The 16,310-nt window shown below is 27.8% G+C and carries 22 protein-coding genes and 1 riboswitch; of the genes, 20 read left to right on the forward strand and 2 right to left on the reverse strand.

Going from position 1 to position 16,310, the window contains the following annotated elements; genetic code table 4:
* Positions 1-75 precede the first annotated feature (75 nt).
* The 6 genes from AACK91_RS06760 to AACK91_RS06785 all read left to right on the forward strand — a co-directional run bounded on the left by AACK91_RS06760 (position 76) and on the right by AACK91_RS06785 (position 4,609).
* A complete protein-coding gene (locus tag AACK91_RS06760) occupies positions 76-393 on the forward strand; it encodes a helix-turn-helix transcriptional regulator (RefSeq protein WP_338965395.1) in 318 nt (105 codons plus the stop codon).
* Positions 394-561: 168 nt separating this feature from the next.
* A complete protein-coding gene (locus AACK91_RS06765) occupies positions 562-1,524 on the forward strand; it encodes an IS1/IS1595 family N-terminal zinc-binding domain-containing protein (RefSeq protein WP_338963247.1) in 963 nt (320 codons plus the stop codon).
* A gap of 166 nt (positions 1,525-1,690) precedes the next feature.
* Positions 1,691-2,194, forward strand: a complete 504-nt coding sequence (locus AACK91_RS06770) for a hypothetical protein (protein ID WP_338965397.1) — start codon at positions 1,691-1,693, stop codon at positions 2,192-2,194.
* 26 nt (positions 2,195-2,220) lie between these two features.
* Positions 2,221-2,670 (forward strand): hypothetical protein, encoded by a 450-nt coding sequence (locus tag AACK91_RS06775; RefSeq protein WP_338965399.1) that lies wholly within the window; start codon positions 2,221-2,223, stop codon positions 2,668-2,670.
* 234 nt (positions 2,671-2,904) lie between these two features.
* Complete coding sequence (locus AACK91_RS06780; protein WP_338965401.1) at positions 2,905-3,579, forward strand: hypothetical protein; 675 nt, start codon at positions 2,905-2,907, stop codon at positions 3,577-3,579.
* Between the two features lie 304 nt (positions 3,580-3,883).
* Positions 3,884-4,609, forward strand: coding sequence for a hypothetical protein (locus AACK91_RS06785; RefSeq protein WP_338965402.1), 726 nt, complete (start codon positions 3,884-3,886; stop codon positions 4,607-4,609).
* A gap of 104 nt (positions 4,610-4,713) precedes the next feature.
* Here AACK91_RS06785 and AACK91_RS06790 read toward each other — a convergent pair whose 3' ends face one another.
* Complete coding sequence (locus tag AACK91_RS06790; RefSeq protein ID WP_338965404.1) at positions 4,714-4,851, reverse strand: hypothetical protein; 138 nt, start codon at positions 4,849-4,851, stop codon at positions 4,714-4,716.
* A gap of 303 nt (positions 4,852-5,154) precedes the next feature.
* Between AACK91_RS06790 and AACK91_RS06795 the strand changes: the two genes are divergently transcribed.
* The 14 genes from AACK91_RS06795 to AACK91_RS06860 all read left to right on the forward strand — a co-directional run bounded on the left by AACK91_RS06795 (position 5,155) and on the right by AACK91_RS06860 (position 15,229).
* Entirely contained in the window at positions 5,155-5,310 is a 156-nt protein-coding gene (locus tag AACK91_RS06795) for a hypothetical protein (RefSeq protein ID WP_338965405.1), read from the forward strand.
* Positions 5,311-5,457: 147 nt separating this feature from the next.
* Positions 5,458-5,748 carry a 30S ribosomal protein S16 gene (gene rpsP, locus AACK91_RS06800; protein ID WP_174842681.1) on the forward strand — a complete coding sequence of 97 codons (291 nt, stop codon included), beginning with the start codon at positions 5,458-5,460 and terminating at the stop codon, positions 5,746-5,748.
* 30 nt (positions 5,749-5,778) lie between these two features.
* Positions 5,779-6,030 carry a hypothetical protein gene (locus tag AACK91_RS06805; protein ID WP_127092573.1) on the forward strand — a complete coding sequence of 84 codons (252 nt, stop codon included), beginning with the start codon at positions 5,779-5,781 and terminating at the stop codon, positions 6,028-6,030.
* A complete protein-coding gene (gene rimM / locus AACK91_RS06810; protein ID WP_338965407.1) occupies positions 6,031-6,522 on the forward strand; it encodes a ribosome maturation factor RimM in 492 nt (163 codons plus the stop codon).
* Positions 6,523-7,248 carry a tRNA (guanosine(37)-N1)-methyltransferase TrmD gene (gene trmD / locus AACK91_RS06815; protein WP_338965408.1) on the forward strand — a complete coding sequence of 242 codons (726 nt, stop codon included), beginning with the start codon at positions 6,523-6,525 and terminating at the stop codon, positions 7,246-7,248.
* A gap of 35 nt (positions 7,249-7,283) precedes the next feature.
* Positions 7,284-7,640, forward strand: a complete 357-nt coding sequence (gene rplS, locus AACK91_RS06820; protein ID WP_338965409.1) for a 50S ribosomal protein L19 — start codon at positions 7,284-7,286, stop codon at positions 7,638-7,640.
* A gap of 66 nt (positions 7,641-7,706) precedes the next feature.
* On the forward strand, positions 7,707-8,555 hold the full coding sequence (locus tag AACK91_RS06825; RefSeq protein ID WP_338965410.1) for a ribosome biogenesis GTPase RsgA: 849 nt from the start codon (positions 7,707-7,709) through the stop codon (positions 8,553-8,555).
* 41 nt (positions 8,556-8,596) lie between these two features.
* Positions 8,597-9,475, forward strand: coding sequence for a ribosome biogenesis GTPase YlqF (ylqF, locus tag AACK91_RS06830; protein WP_338965412.1), 879 nt, complete (start codon positions 8,597-8,599; stop codon positions 9,473-9,475).
* A 3-nt stretch (positions 9,476-9,478) separates the two neighbouring features.
* Positions 9,479-10,102, forward strand: coding sequence for a ribonuclease HII (locus AACK91_RS06835; protein ID WP_338965413.1), 624 nt, complete (start codon positions 9,479-9,481; stop codon positions 10,100-10,102).
* A 78-nt stretch (positions 10,103-10,180) separates the two neighbouring features.
* Positions 10,181-10,918, forward strand: a complete 738-nt coding sequence (locus tag AACK91_RS06840) for a DNA-processing protein DprA (protein WP_338965415.1) — start codon at positions 10,181-10,183, stop codon at positions 10,916-10,918.
* 122 nt (positions 10,919-11,040) lie between these two features.
* Positions 11,041-11,138, forward strand: a riboswitch (purine riboswitch).
* Between the two features lie 113 nt (positions 11,139-11,251).
* Positions 11,252-11,770: a hypoxanthine phosphoribosyltransferase gene (hpt, locus tag AACK91_RS06845; protein ID WP_338966592.1), complete on the forward strand. Its 519-nt coding sequence runs from the start codon at positions 11,252-11,254 to the stop codon at positions 11,768-11,770.
* Positions 11,771-13,309: a glutamine-hydrolyzing GMP synthase gene (guaA, locus tag AACK91_RS06850; protein WP_338965417.1), complete on the forward strand. Its 1,539-nt coding sequence runs from the start codon at positions 11,771-11,773 to the stop codon at positions 13,307-13,309.
* A 346-nt stretch (positions 13,310-13,655) separates the two neighbouring features.
* On the forward strand, positions 13,656-14,489 hold the full coding sequence (locus tag AACK91_RS06855) for a solute carrier family 23 protein (protein ID WP_338965418.1): 834 nt from the start codon (positions 13,656-13,658) through the stop codon (positions 14,487-14,489).
* A gap of 41 nt (positions 14,490-14,530) precedes the next feature.
* Entirely contained in the window at positions 14,531-15,229 is a 699-nt protein-coding gene (locus AACK91_RS06860; protein ID WP_338965420.1) for a solute carrier family 23 protein, read from the forward strand.
* A 69-nt stretch (positions 15,230-15,298) separates the two neighbouring features.
* On the opposite strand, the gene AACK91_RS06865 is transcribed toward AACK91_RS06860, so the two are convergent.
* Positions 15,299-16,126: a serine protease gene (locus tag AACK91_RS06865; RefSeq protein WP_338965422.1), complete on the reverse strand. Its 828-nt coding sequence runs from the start codon at positions 16,124-16,126 to the stop codon at positions 15,299-15,301.
* Between the last annotated feature and the right edge of the window lie 184 nt (positions 16,127-16,310).

Here is a 16,310-nt window from a genome sequence, read left to right on the forward strand (position 1 = left end):
TATAATTTTTGCATTGCATAGATAAAGAAATATATTATTTAACTTAGTTATTTTTTATATGAAAGGAATATATAAATGAACGAAGTTATTAAGCAATTACGGATTCATAAGGGTTTGACCCAGCGTGAATTAGCAAAGATATCTGGCTTACAACAATCAACAATTTGTCGAATTGAAAAAGATTGTTCAAAAACTAGTTGAAATAAAATTTTAAAATTACTAGTTGCATTAAAATTAAATGTTAAAAAATTTATTGATAAACTGTCGACATATAATGAAAGTAAAGTATATGAATTTTTATCCTTAATTATTGATAATCCCAAAATTCGTAAAGAACTTGATCAAAGCCCACGAGTATTAGCATTAAAGGTTTTACGAATTTTTACTAATTAATTTAAAATAGTTAGATAATATTGTCTTACCGTGCAGTTGAATCAACTATGAAGAAAAAAGAAGACCATAAGGGTCTTTTATGTTTTTCCTTTAATTTTGTCGAAAACTCTTGATATTTATAAAATATACCTAAAATTAGGTATATTTTTAATATATAGAGGTAAATAAATGATGAAAAAAATAATTACAGAATTAATAAATAGCTTAACAGATGATCAATTTTTAGAATTTTATGAAAAAATAAAACAACAAGCAGACTTAATTAAAAAACAAAAACGTTTAAATGAAATTGATCAAAAATTTAGAGATAAAGGCATTATATGTCCTAATTGCAAATCTTTTCATTGTGTTAAAAATGGTCATAATTCCGAAGGAAAACAAAAATATTTATGTAAAAAATGTCGTGCTAGTTTTGATGCATTTCGTCATCATTTTACTTATTGAAGTCATTTAAATTATGAACAGTGAAATTTATTAATTCAAATTTCATTGTTAGGACAATCTAGTAAAATAATTTCTCGTTTTATTAAAACAACCCCAAAAACCGCTTGATATAATCGACAAAAATTAATGCAATCAAAACAATTAGAAAATACACAGTTAAAATTTAAAAAATTAAATGGTCAAATCCAAATGGATGAAACATTTATTAAAGAAATTCATAAAGGCAATTTTAAAGATAAATTTGATAAACGAAAAACTCATCTCGATCCATTTTCAACTGATACCAAATGCTGTATTCAAATGGCAGTTGATAGCAATAATAATATTTTTGTTCAATCCACCAATACCAAAAGATTACAAAAACAATGGATTATTGAAAATATGAATAAGCAACTAATTAAAGAAAAATCAATAATTATTTCTGATATGCAACCACTATATTTATTAGTAGCAAAACAAACAAATTCTACTCTATATTCCACCAAAACTAGTACAAACCCTGATACTAGTTATCAAAAGTTAAATAAGATTAGTAAATTACAATCCAGTCTTAAAGAAGCCTTAATTCATTATCATGGTTTGGGTTTCACTAATATTCAAAATTATTTAAAGCTCTGAAAATGAAAATACCAACACAAAGGTTTAACACCAAACCAACAATCAACGGTATTATATTTTAACGTTTAAAAAATTTAAAGCAAAATCATAATCTTACACAAAATTAGTTTTCAAATTGTCATATTGATGATTTTTTTTATTTCATCAAGAGTTTTCGACAAAATTAAAGTGTTTTTCTGTTTTGTTTTTGTAAATTAGTGATATAATAATAAAGAATAGCTATTAATGTCGTAGAATGAGGAATAATACAGTGAATTGGGATTATTATTTTATTTTTGATGGAAATGGAACAACACAAACATTGCGTTGCATTTGCAAAACAGCTGTTGATGCAAAGGAAGCTTTGGAAGATTGTTATTTAGATAATAAATATAATACTGATATTGTTAATCAAATTTCATTTTGTTTAATCTTTACCTTTGATAATACAACGGATAATTATGAATTGAATAAACGGGCAACAGAAGAATTTATTAAAGAATTATCGGTTTGTCAACAATGTAATCGGGTAAAAAGTAAATTAGATCGTAATCAACTTTGTTCAGAATGTGAAAGCGAATTAGCAGGAATTGAAACCTTTCAATGTGACTTGTGTAAAAAACATCGTCTTGTTCGTGATGATTTTAACCGTGAATTATTCGGAAAATTATTAGTTAATAATAAAGAATATCTTATTTGTTTTAAATGTGCAGCGCAAAATTATCCGCTTCCAAGACAACAAGAAAGGATGGAAACATAGTGAATAAGACAAAAAATTTGTATATAGTGTTTTACACTGAAAATGCACTTTATCCAGATCAAGCTAAAGTTGTTAAAATTTTTACAAATCAAATAGAAGCTAACAAATATTTACTAACAAAAGTAACTTTAAATGGCAAGAAAGTTTCAAAAGATAATAAATGAATTTTAAAAGTTTATGCTTATGTTGGTTCAAATGATCGTTATGAATATTCAAAATGAGAAACAGGGCAGTTTAAAAATGACATTGGTAATTGTATTCATTGTCATGAATATTTTTTACGAGAAAATAATGCCAATATGTGTGAAAAGTGTTTGGGTCAAGTCAAACAAGGACTGAAGGAATGTGAAGTTTGTCATAATTTCTTTAATCCTGTTGGAATTAAATTTGTTTCAAATGGGGATGTTTTTCCATCGTTAGCTTGTCCTGATTGTTCTAAAACATTAATTAAAAATTTGCAAATTACAATTAAATAATGAGAGGTATTTTAAAACCAAGAGATATTGTTATGACTGATTATTTTGATAAATTTTAATTAGTCACATCAGAGGTTTATGATTGATCTTAATAAATAATATAGCTTGGAAATACAGTTGAATTTTATTAAAAAAGGAACTATAAAAGTAATATCAATTAAAAAATAACATCGTAACAAAAATATTATAAAATATTAAGTAAAAATTAATTAATTTAATATCGGAGGTTTTTGTATGTTTAAATGAAATAATAAAATTTTATTTTATGTTCTCTTAGGAGTTTTGTTATTAGTATTATCTTTTTTAATTGTTGATTTAGTTTTCACAATTATTGCTCCATTACCACAATTTAGTGCGTTAGGTTATGCAGAACGAGTATCAAATTATTATGCTTTTTTTACAACGCAAACAAATTATATTGTTGCAATGTATTTCTTTGTTTACTTATTTGAAAGTAAGTTTGCAAATCGTAGCCCGAGTTATTTAATAAAATTAGCAGTTACGACATATATTACAATTACAATGTTAGTTTTTTGGTTAGGAATTTTTATCAATACCCAAGATGCTAACCAATATGATGCTTATTCATGAATATCAACAATTGTGTTACATTTAGTGATCCCAGTTAGTATGATTATTAGTTATATTTTAACATCAGGGAATTTTCAATATAATCTTAAAAAACATCATAAATTAACATTATGATTAATTTTAATTTACCCAGTTTTGTATTTTATTATTATTTTAATTCGGGGAACATTATGTTATTTAGACCATAGACCATCAAATACATGATATCCATATTTTTTCCTAAATGTTTATCAAGAATGAGGATGATTAATTTTAATCTTTTCTTTCATTTGCATTTTGGCACGTTTGTTGGTTTACAATATTTATATTTTTTTTTAAATAACAAATTATATCGTAAGTATCATGGTGAAACATTAAATAAACGTGTTAATGAAAAAGTATTCGGAATTAAAGAAGAAAGTGTAACATTACAAAACAAAGATGTTTTCATACCACAAACATTATTAAATATTTTTTATCACTAAAATGGGTTTTAAAAAATATTTTTATTTTGAACTAATATATTTAATTTTTTAACAAATTATCTTATTTATTTTTTATTATTAAAGTTTATTAGTTTTGGTAGGGTGGTTGGGTTGTATAGAATAGAATGAATATTAAATTATATATGTAAAAGTTGTTAGTGTTATTGGGTACAATAACAATTGTTGGAAGCGGAATCATAAATCTGACCGCAAATAGTAATTTGATAGCAAACAATGAAGGAATTATTAACAAGAATTTATCAGTTTTACAAAGTCCTGAATCTGAAACGGATGAAGTTGATTGAGATCAAGTTAATAAATACTTTAAAGATTTAAATAAAAACTCTTCGAATAAAACTTCACGTGAAAAAGAGATGTTTAAATCAGTTAGTGAATTTGGTAAAAAAAGTGTAAAAAAATATCAAAAAATGGGAGGACAATTATTTACGAATTTATTTGATATTATGATAAATGATTTTCGAACTGAATTTCCAGATTTTAAAAATTTGTATGACAAAGAAATCCAAAAAAATGAAGGAACTATGGCTTTTAGTTCAAATTCAGGGTTAAATTTTAATAATGATATTAATGTTGCAACCTATAGTATCAGCAAAGATAAACAAGCTGCATTAGAATATTGAGATAAACTAAATGATATAAATTTGGGGTTTAAAACAGCAACTACTATTGTCGCAATTGCAGCCGCTGGTTTTTGAGCAGCGGCCTGATTTTTTGGGATTAGTGTACCGTGAGCCATTGCGGCTACTGTTGTTGCGGCATCACCGGGTGTTACAACGGCGGGAATATCGTATTATTTAAATATAAATAATGAGTACCAGAATAATCTTATTAAAAGTATTCGTGTTACTTTATCAATAAAATAGGAGCTATTAGTACGGGGGGGGGGTACAACTGATCATTTTAATATTAAGTTATTTAAATGAACTGATTATGCAACTTCATGAGAAGAGTTTCTGAAATATTATGATTATATTAATTTAAATAATTCAGTTGTTGCGGCTGGTGGTCAAGGAGCAACTATTCAGCGAAAAAATATTAAAGTATCAACAAAATTAATTGGTTCTTCAAAAATTGATAAGAATAATTGATCTAGTCGGCAACCCATTTACCTTAAACAAGAACTAATAAATTATGAATATAGATTTATTGTCGCTCATCACACATCACGAATTGATATGTATTTATATCGTAGTGGCAAAGAAATTCATGCTCTTTTATGCATTATAACACAAAGTGTGAATGCTATTTATCGAGTATGAAATTCGTTGAAAGTTTCATCATTTGATGTTACAAATAAAGATTTTTATGAGCCAAATGACATAAATGATTGATGAAAAAATATAATTAAAGGAATACTAGGATAAAATTAGAAATTTAATATTATTAAATATTTATTAAAATTAAAACTTTGCTTTATAAAGCAAAGTTTTTTTATTTAAATAATTTAGTTGCTGAGGTTGGAAGACAAGGGAAAACAATTAAACGAAAAAATATTAAATTACCAACTATTTTTGTTCAATTTTTATTAATTGAAAATGGGATAATTTATAATTATTCCAAATAAAATTTACCTTTAAAAGTTCCAATTATTTCTCTCTATCATTGAAAAAGTGTTAAGTTGAAAAACTTGACTCTTTTTTTATTTAAGGTATGATATATAGGATGTTAAGTTTCATAGTTTAACAGGAAAATAGAATTAGAAAGGAAAAAATTGATGGTAAAATTACGTTTAAAAAGAACAGGTAAAAAGAAAGCGGCTTTTTATCGGATTGTTGCAACAGATGCTCGTGTCAAACGTGATGGAGAATATATTGAATTAATTGGAACATATAATCCTTTAAATGGTGATGTAAAAATTGATCAAGATATTGCTTATAAATGATTATCAACAGGAGCGCAACCAACCGATACAGTTCGTAATTTATTAAGTAAAGAAGGTTTAATGACTAAGTTACATAATGAAAGACAAGTTTCAAAACCCAAAAAAAGCACAAAAAAATAGCTGTTGTTTAAAGTTACAACAATAAACAATATGTATATTACAGAACTTAAAAATTTAATTGAACCGTTAATTTCTCAAGACAATAACGAATTATATTATGAGATTCGACAATTGCCAGAAACAAAAACAGGTGAAATTAATTTATTAGTAATGTGTAGTGAAGAAGTTTTTGGGTATGTTGTTGGTAAATCAGGTTTAATTGCTAATAGTTTACGAACATTATTAAATATTAGAGGGCAATTTGATCAACATAAAGTTAATATTAAATTTGAGGTTTTTTAAATGAAAGATTTATTAAAAATTTTTAAGATTAATAAACCGCATGCAATTAAGGGAGAAGTTAAGGCAACTTTATTAATTAACATTAAGGATGTAGAACAGTTAGTTAATAAGGTAATGTTTCTTCAGTTGCCGCTGCTTTATCAACCAGTAACATTAATTAAAATTACACTTACTAATCATGGTTATATTCTTAAATTTAAAGAATTTAATAATATTAACGAAGTGTTAGATTTTAAAGAATGTTATTTGTTATGCCAAAAGGCGGATTTGGAATTAGCAACAGTTATTAGTCAAGAGGATTTAACTAATTTTAAAGTTTTTTATCAGGATGTTGTAATTGGAACATTATCACATCAATTTGAAACAAAAGCACATGTTGTTTTTGAAATTCAAAAAACTGATCAAACAAAGATGATGATTCCATATGTTGATGAATATGTTGAACAAATTGATTTGATTCAGCAAAAAGTAATTTTAAAAAAGGTTATTTAAATGAAACAGTTTACAGTATTGACTTTGTTCCCGGAAATGTTTAATAATTTTTTAACAACATCAATTATTGAAAAAGCTTTAGCAAAGAAACTAATTGCAATTAATATTGTCAATCTTCGGGATTATAGTGTTGGTAAACATCACCAAGTTGATGATTATCAATATGGCGGTGGTGAAGGAATGGTCCTAATGATTGAACCATTAGTTAAAGCCATTAAAGCGCACCAAACTAAAAATAGTATTACTATTTTATTATCACCTCAGGGAAAACAATATCGTCAACAGCAAGCTCAACAGTTGGCAAAACAAGAGCAGGATTTAATCTTGGTTTGTGGTCATTATGAAGGTTTTGATGAAAGAATTTTACATTATGTTGATTATGAATTATCAATTGGAGATTATGTTTTAACTGGTGGTGAATTAGCAAGTATGATTGTGATTGATAGTGTTGCAAGACTATGCAGTGATGTTATTAATGCACAGTCACATCTCAATGATTCTTTTACAAATAATCTCTTAGATTATCCCGTTTATACAAAGCCAGTTGCATATGATGGACATCTTGTGCCTGAGGTTTTGTTAAGCGGTCATCATCAAAACATTGCACAGTGACGAGAATATGAGGCATTAAAAAAAACTTGATTAAAACGACCAGATTTATTATCAAAAATAACTTTAACACCACAACAAGAAATTTTATTAACAAAAATTAAAAATGAAAAATAAAATAGGTTTATTAACCATAGAAAGGAAGAACAGTTATGAATATGCGTTTAACAGAAGAAATTACAAGGGATCAACTTCGTGCTGATTTACCTGAGTTTTCTTCAGGAGATACTATCAAGGTTCACTATAAAATTCAGGAAGGAAATAAATTTAGAATCCAAGTTTTTGAAGGAGTAGTAATTAAGTTACAAGGTAGTGTCATTACTAAATCAGTTACAATTCGTAAAATTAGTAATGGTGCTGGGGTTGAAAGAAATTTTCCACTACATTCACCTTTAATTGATAAAATTGAAGTTGTAAAATATGGGCGTGTTCGTCGTGCTCGTATTTACTATATGCGAAATCGTGTTGGTAAAGCTGCACGGATTAAGGAAATCATTAAAACTAAATAAATTAAAAAGGCTGTTAAAGTCTTTTTAATTTCTACTAAAATTATAAAACAAGGAGGAAACACAATTATGTGTGACAAGACAATTGCAATCCCAAGTGAATTTATTAAAAATAATAAAAGAGTTGATAAACTAGCAGCAACAGCAGATGTTATTATTGAAGTTGTTGATGCAAGAGTTGCGTACTCCGGTGCTAATCTTTTAAATTATGCAAAATTAGAACATGTAAAAAGAATAATCCTTTTTTCAAATACGCAAAAAGCTGATGTGGAACAAACAAAAAAATGAATGGAATATTATTATGGGCAAGGAATTTACTGTCAAATGTTATTAAGTCCTGACCAGCAAAGCGAAGAACAATATCAACAGTGTTTAAAAGGGTTTCATGCCTTTTTAAAAGATTATGTTGATAAAAAAATATTAATTATTAGTTTACCGCATAGTAATAAAGAAATTTTATTAGCAAAACTATTTAGCAATAGTGAAAGCTTTGAAAAAGCAAAATTAGCATTATTTGGTCGTGAGAAAGTTCATCGTTATAATAATGTTGAATTCATTGACACAGCACCGATTACCGGTGTTAATTTCAAAACACCTAATGTTTATTGAAATATCCAAATTTTAGGAATTTTTAATATTGAAGAAAACACAGAAGTTGTGGCCATTAAAGCCTTTAAATTATTATTAACAAAATATCAAGCAAAATTAGAAACAGCATATAGTGTTAATGTTCAATTAAAATCTTCGGTTGATGAACTTGTGAAAGAATTTATTAAATTAAAGTCAGCTAATGTTTCATTGCCAGAAGGCGAAACAACCGATAATTTATTACTTTGTGCTGATTTTTTAGCAGATCTTCAAAATGGGAAAAAAATCCCAGCAATTTCGTTAGAATGAGTTGAGGACTATTTTAAATAATAATTATATAAAGGAAAACATTAAGAAGGGAGAAAAAGAAGATGTCAACGAACATTCATTGATTTCCTGGCCATATGGCAAAGGCGATTAAGCAAATTGATGAACAAAGTAAATTAATGGATTTGATTATTGAAATTGTTGATAGTCGGATTCCTTTTTCTTCTGCCAATCCTTTAATTGATAAATTACGAGGTTCAAAGCCAAAACTAATTATTTTAAATAAAAAAGATTTGGCAGATCCAATCGTAAGCAAAGTATGACTTAATTATTATGAACAACAACAAATTGCTGTCTTACCATTAGATAGTAAACATACTAAAATTAATAAAATTATTGTTGAGAAAATTTATGCTGTTTTAAGTTCTAAAATTACTCGGGATAAAGCACGAGGTATTAAAACGCCAAAGTTAAAAGTATTAGTAACGGGGATTCCTAATGTTGGTAAATCAACTTTTATTAATGCTTTGGTAAACCGTAATTCAGCACGAGTTGGTAATAAACCTGGTGTAACAAAGGGCCAACAATGATTAAAATTAAATGAACAAATTGATTTAATTGATACCCCCGGGATTTTATGACCAAAAATTGAACAGCACCAAGTGGCTCTTAATTTAGCATTTACCCGGGCAATTAAAGAAGATATTTTACCAAAAGAAGATGTTTGTTTAGCAGCTATTAAATGAATGTATCAACATTACTTTTCATTATTAGCAAAACAATATCATTTATTACCAATTGATCAGTTTGATGTGACCAATGAAGTTGAATTATTTCATTTATTATTAAGAATGCAACAAAATCGTTTTCACAAAGTTGATGAAGACAATGTCATAAATATTGTAACTGACTTTTTAAATAAATTATGAAATAATGGATTTGGATTAGTTTCATTTGAGTTTCCGCCACAAAAGGAAATGTAAATTATGAATAGTTTTGAACAAAAAATTTTAGCATCATATTCATCCACGACAATAATGGCAGGAACAGATGAAGCAGGACGAGGTTGTTTAGTGGGTCCATTAGTTGTTGGTGCTGTTATTTTACCAGCTGATTACTTTAATCCAGCAATTAAAGATAGTAAAAAGTTAACGGTAAAACAACGAACAATGTTAGCAACAGAAATTATGAATGTTGCCATCAGTTATGCAATTGAAACAATGTCAGTGACAATGGTTGAAACACTTAATCCAAAACAAGCAAGTATTGTTGGGATGCAAAATGCAATTGATAAGTTAACAGTTAAACCAGATTTAATTTTAACTGATGCTGAAAAATTAGCGCCATCTTATCATTATCAAGCAATTATTGATGGTGATAATCTTTCACAATCAATTGCGGCAGCTTCAATTTTAGCAAAAGTAACACGGGATAATCTAATTTTAGAATATGATCAAACATATCCGCAATATGATTTTAAAAATAATAAAGGTTATGGGACTAAAAAACATTTATCTGCTTTACAAAAATATGGAATAACAGCAATTCATCGGAAAACTTATCGACCGGTTCGTGATCTTATTTTAAAAAATAATGTTACTGATAAATAAAAATTAAAAAAGTAAAATTCTTCGTGTTATATTCTTTATGTTAATAAGATACTTATTTATTAATAGAAAGGAAGCAAGATGCGTCGAGTTCTACTTTTTTTTGCATTAAAATATGAAGGGGATTGACTTAAAATTTATCAAGCGTTAGAGACAAAAGAAAAAATTGCTTATGAAGATTTAATTGATATTGAAACAAAAATTACTTGTCAGTATGTCACAATTATTGATCAAGATTATCCAAAGGCTTTTTGCAATATTTACCGACCACCTTTTGTGTTGTTTTATGATGGTGATTTAACGATAGTTAATAATAAATGCCATAAATTAGCAATTTGTGGTATAACAAAACCAGATGAAACAGGATTATTGATTACTAAAATGTTAACAAAAAAAATTATTAGACGAAAATTAATTTTAATTGTAATGCTAGAAAAAGGAATTAATCAATGTGTTATTGAAAATCTTGGGTTCGGTAATGGTGTTCTAATAATTAAAAAATGACAAGATTATGCGCACATTTGCAAAAAATATCCAGATGTTAAATTTCAAATTGTTATTTCTGAATCATATGATGGAAATTTAAAGAAAACAAAATATGAAATTTATCGAATTATGTCTGGTCTAATGGACGGTGTTATTATTGTTCAATCAAAACCTGATGATGATACGCATCGGCTTGTTACGTTAGCAAATCATGATGGCAAAGAAGTTTTTTGCTTTCCCGAACGAGTTACAATTGCTAATAAGAACAATAGTTTTATTAAAAATGGTGCACAACCAATCGAAAGTGTTAATGATATTTTTTGTAAGTTATAATGTTTTGCTATATTTATTAAAATATTTTTAGAATTAAAGATAAAAATTAATTATAAATGAATTGGACAACATATAATTTTAAAATTATCTTGCATTACTAGCAATAATAAGTTATAGTTGTTGTGTGATAAAAATAAAATGCTTATATATGTTAGTGTTATGGACTAACGTTTCTACATCTTACCGTTATTAAGATACTATAGGTCATGAAGATTCTTTTGTTTTATTTTCTTGATTTAACAAAAATAATTTGCATAACCTATTTAGAATTAACTATAGTAGTTTATGCTTTTATTTTTTTATTTTTGTAAAGGAGAATTATTAATTGTGCAAATGGAAAAACTAGAATTATACCTTTCTGAAGCTAATATTCAAGAAGGAATCAAAACTTATGCGGAAAAAATTAATACCTTATATGCGGGAAAAAAATTATATTGTATTGGTTTAATGAACGGAGCCCTCTTTTTTATGAGTGATTTATTAAAACGACTTAAAAATTATATTGTTGTTGATACAATGAGTGTTTCAAGTTATGAAAAAACAAATTCTACCAACAATATTACAATTCATAAAGATATTTCAAAAGATATTACCGGGCAAGATGTTTTGTTAATTGAAGACTTAATTGATACTGGGCAAACATTATCGGTTGTGATTGAAAAATTACAAGCAAAAAAACCAAATAGTTTACGAGTGGTTTGTTTAGCAGATAAAATTGAAATGCATCCTGACTTTAAATATGATTATGATGCTTTATTTAATTTCCCAAATGAATTTATGGTTGGTTATGGGTTTGACTATGATGATCAATATCGTCAGTTACCCGATGTATATATATTTAGAGGTGAATAAATGAAAACAGAAAATAAAATTATTATCTTAGATTTTGGATCACAATATACGCAACTAATTGCTCGTCGTATTCGTGACTTAGAAGTATATTGTGAGGTGTGACCATACAATACACCGTTAGAAAAAATTAAAACAACCCCAATGAAAGGAATTATTTTATCCGGTGGTCCTGCTTCAGTTTATGCAGAGGATGCTTTTTTAATTGATTCAGAGTTACTTCAATTAGATTTACCAATTTTAGGAATTTGTTATGGAATGCAGTTAATTAGTCATTTATCTGGTGGAAAAGTGCAACGAGCAGCGAAAAAAGAATTTGGTTTTTCAGAATTAGTTATTGATGATCACCACGATTTATTTGCTAATGTTCCAGTTAAATCACAAGTCTGGATGAGTCATGCTGATCACATTGAAGTGATGCCAAAAGATTTTGTTCAAATTGCGCATAGCGCAAATTCAATTAGTGCAATTAGACATACAACGAAAAAAATTTATGGGTTACAATTTCATCCTGAAGTAACACATACTTTAATTGGTGAACAATTATTAAAAAATTTTGTTTTTAAAATTTGCCAATGTGAAGCAGATTGAAAAATTTCAGAATTTATTACTATGTCAACAAGGGAAATTAAAACTAAAGTTGGTAGTGACAATGTTGTTTTAGCATTATCGGGGGGAGTTGATTCTAGTGTTTGTGCAGTCTTATTACATCAAGCAATTGGTCAACAGCTAACTTGTATTTTTGTTGATACGGGGTTATTGCGTCAAGATAGTGGTTGATATGATTTACAAAAATTTCAAAAACAATTTGGTTTAAGCATTCTAAAAATTGATGCTAAAGAAAGATTTTTAACAGCATTAAAAGGAGTTACTAATCCAGAACAAAAACGAAAAATTATTGGAAACTTATTTATTGAAATTTTTAATGAAGAAGCACAAAAAATTAAAAATGTTAAATGATTGGGGCAAGGAACGATTTATCCTGATGTGATTGAATCGGTATCAGTAAAAGGGCCTTCAGCAAAAATTAAATCGCATCATAATGTGGGGGGATTGCCAAAAGATTTACCCTTTCAATTAATTGAACCATTACGCGTGTTATTTAAAGATGAAGTTCGTAAGACTGGTGAAGCGTTAGGAATTGATCATCAATTTGTTTACAAGCATCCTTTTCCAGGACCAGGTTTAGCAGTTCGAATTATTGGTGATATTACATCCGAAAAAGTAACATTACTACAAGCAGCTGATCAAATTTTCATTGATGAATTATATAATTTTGACTTATATGATCAAGTTGCTCAAGCTTTTGTTGTTTTATTGCCCGTTCAATCAGTTGGGGTAATGGGTGATGTTCGGACATATGGTTATACTGCTGTTGTTCGTAGTGTTGATACAACTGATTTTATGACAGCGAATTGAAGTCGGTTACCGTTTGAACTATTAGATAAAGTTTCATCACGGATTGTTAGTGAGGTTCACGGTATTAATCGTGTGACTTATGATATTACTTCAAAACCACCTGGCACAATTGAGTGAGAGTAGCAACCATAACAGTGTTTAATAAAATAAAAAAAGGGAGAATTAATCTCACTGCGCTTGATTGTTCTCATAACTGTTAGGGCAAAAAAGAGTGAAAGTAGAAAAATAGGGAATTTCTTCATATAATTGGTTTATTTTGAAAAAAGCTTTATGAAGGATATTACAAGACAATTAAGAAGAAGATATTTACAAATCATTTTAAAAATGATATTATTTATGTTAAGAATGTTGAGGTATAAAATGCAAATTAAGATGCTACAAGAATTAAAAATTTTTTTACAAAAAAATAAGTTAATTCTTTTTGATATCTTTAATATTCTACAAATTAACAATATAATGAAAATTAATAATGCAAAATTTACTAGTTGATAATGTTTATAAACTAGTTTTTAATGCAATTTTAAGAATGAAAGGAGAAAAAATGGAAAAAGAACAAATTACGAGCATCGATAATAATGTTAAATTATTATTAGCTCCCCATGAACGCCCAAAAACTTTTTTACAATGATCAATTTTATCCTTGCAATATGTTTTTGCAATGTTTGGTTCCACAGTGTTAGTGCCGTTGATTATTAATCAAACAGCTGGTGTTGAAGTTATGAATATTTCAATGGCTTTATTTTGTTCGGGTGTTGGAACATTAATTTACATTGCCATTACGGCAGCAAAAGTGCCAATGTATTTAGGAAGTTCATTTGCCTATATGGGAGCAATGGGGGTTTGTTATCCTTTGTATGGAAATGCTATTTTTATTGCCGTAATGATGGTTGGAGTTATTTATATTACATTTGGAGTTTTAGTATATTTTATTGGTAATAAATTTTTAGAACGACTATTGCCAGCAGTTATTGTTGGACCATTAATTATTATTATTGGAATGTCAGTTGCTCCGAGTGCTATTAATAATGCTGGATTAAATCCAGCAGCTTGAAAAGAAAGTTATTCACATTTAATTGGAATTGGGATTGCAGTTTTTACTTTTTTGGTAAAGGCAATTATTGCTTTAAAATGTAAGGGATTTGCAAAAGTAGTACCAGTTATTATTGGGGTTGTAATGTGTTATTTATTATGTGTTATTTTGCATTTTGCAATTGGAACTCAATATCATATTTTAGACACTTCAAAAATTAGTGACCCAAGTCAATGACAGTGATATCCTTATTTTAAAAAATTTGAGATTTAAAAGCAAGTAATATTGTCCCAGCAATTTTAGCAATTAGTCCCTTGGCAATTATTGCCATTGCTGAACATATTGGTTATCATATTAGTATGGGACAAATGACAGGTAAGAATTTTGTTAAAGATCCTGGAATGCATCGAACATTAGTTGCAGATGGGGTTTCAATTATTTTTGATGGCTTAATAGGAGGTCCTGCAAACACAACTTATGGTGAAAATACCTCGGTTGTTGGAATGACAAGAATTGCTTCAGTGTGAGTAACGGGATTAGCTGCCCTGTTTGCGATTGTGTTATCTTTTATTGCCCCGGTTAACCAGTTGGTTCAAATGCTACCAGGTCCAGTTATTGGTGGTATTAGTATGATTATGTTTGGTTTAATTGCAACAAATGGAATTCGTGTTTTAATTAATAATCGGATTGATTATACCAATATGAAAAATGTCTTTGTAACAGCAATTATGTTATTCTTAGGATTGGGGGGAGCAATTTTTAACTTTAATATTGGTAGTGGTAATTTACAATTTATGGGAGTTGCTTTAGCTGCTTTTGTTGGAATTTTCTTAAACTTACTTCTACTAGATCATCAAAATAATGGTTTTATATGGTGAGAAAAAATCAAGCTAATTATTAAAAAGAAAAAAGACCGCCCAAAAAAAGTAAAAGATAAAAATGAACAAAAAGAAGAAGTAAGTCAAAACCAAAAAAATAATAAAAATAAGAAACCTAATAACGAAGATGATTAAATTATAATAAAAGAAAAAAAGCAATAAATATTGCTTTTTTAATATATTTTTTGAATATTAATGTGTAGGTTAATTATTTTTAATAATATTTTGAATTCAATTACTAAAAGCTCCAACAGCAGTAAAAACAGTTGGTAATGGTGTTGTTCAATCATAAACACCGTGGCTAACAATTCCTTCTGTTACTCATTGGTTATTAATTTTTTGAATTACAGGACCACCACTATCACCAAGGGCAGAGCTTATTCTTTTGCCAGTAATTGTTCCACCTAAAAAATCATAATTTTGATCAAAATCAGAAATTTGGTATTTTGGGCCTTTCGTAATTGCGTGGTCTTGAATTGGCATTAATGCTTTTTTCATATGTGTTGGTCAAATTGGTTGTCCTTGTGAATCAAGACCACTAATTCCAAAACCAGTTACAATTGCATTTTGTCTTGCTTGGGGGATTTGTGATTTATTTGCAACTTGAATTGGTGTAATATCAGTAACGGGATGATCTAATTTAACTAGAGCAATATCTTTTTTCATATCATAATGACTGCCACCATAGACAAAATATTGGTTAGCATATACTGTTTCTGGTTGATAAGGTGTTACTTTATCATAAAGGCCAAATGTAACTTGCATTGGTAACTGTGCAAATTGAAAATCACTAGCAACATGCGCTGCTGTTAAAAGTCAATTTGGAGAAATTAAAACACCACCACCAATTCCGGTGGTTGTAATTGGTGCTCCCTTATTACTTATAAGACCATATCATGGAAATTCACCATTTTTAACATCAACACCATTGGTAACTTCAACATTATTATTTTTATTATTGATAACGATTGTACTAATTGTACTTGTGCTAGCCATTGCTAGACTAGTAAAAAGAACCAGTATTTTTTTCATAGTTACATCTTCTTTCTTAAATTATTGGTTCTGAGATGAGGGTGGTTAATTCTCACTTATTTTATAACCGGCTTCATTATATCCTTAATAATCTGCAAAAAAATTGCTTTAACTTTTTTTATTGTAAAAATTATTTCCCTAATTTTGTTATTTATCAATGATTTTAAAAAATTTAATTGCAAAT

The sequence above is a fragment of the Spiroplasma endosymbiont of Sarcophaga carnaria genome (genome assembly GCF_964019595.1).
Lineage (GTDB): Bacteria > Bacillota_I > Bacilli_A > Mycoplasmatales > Mycoplasmataceae > Spiroplasma > Spiroplasma poulsonii.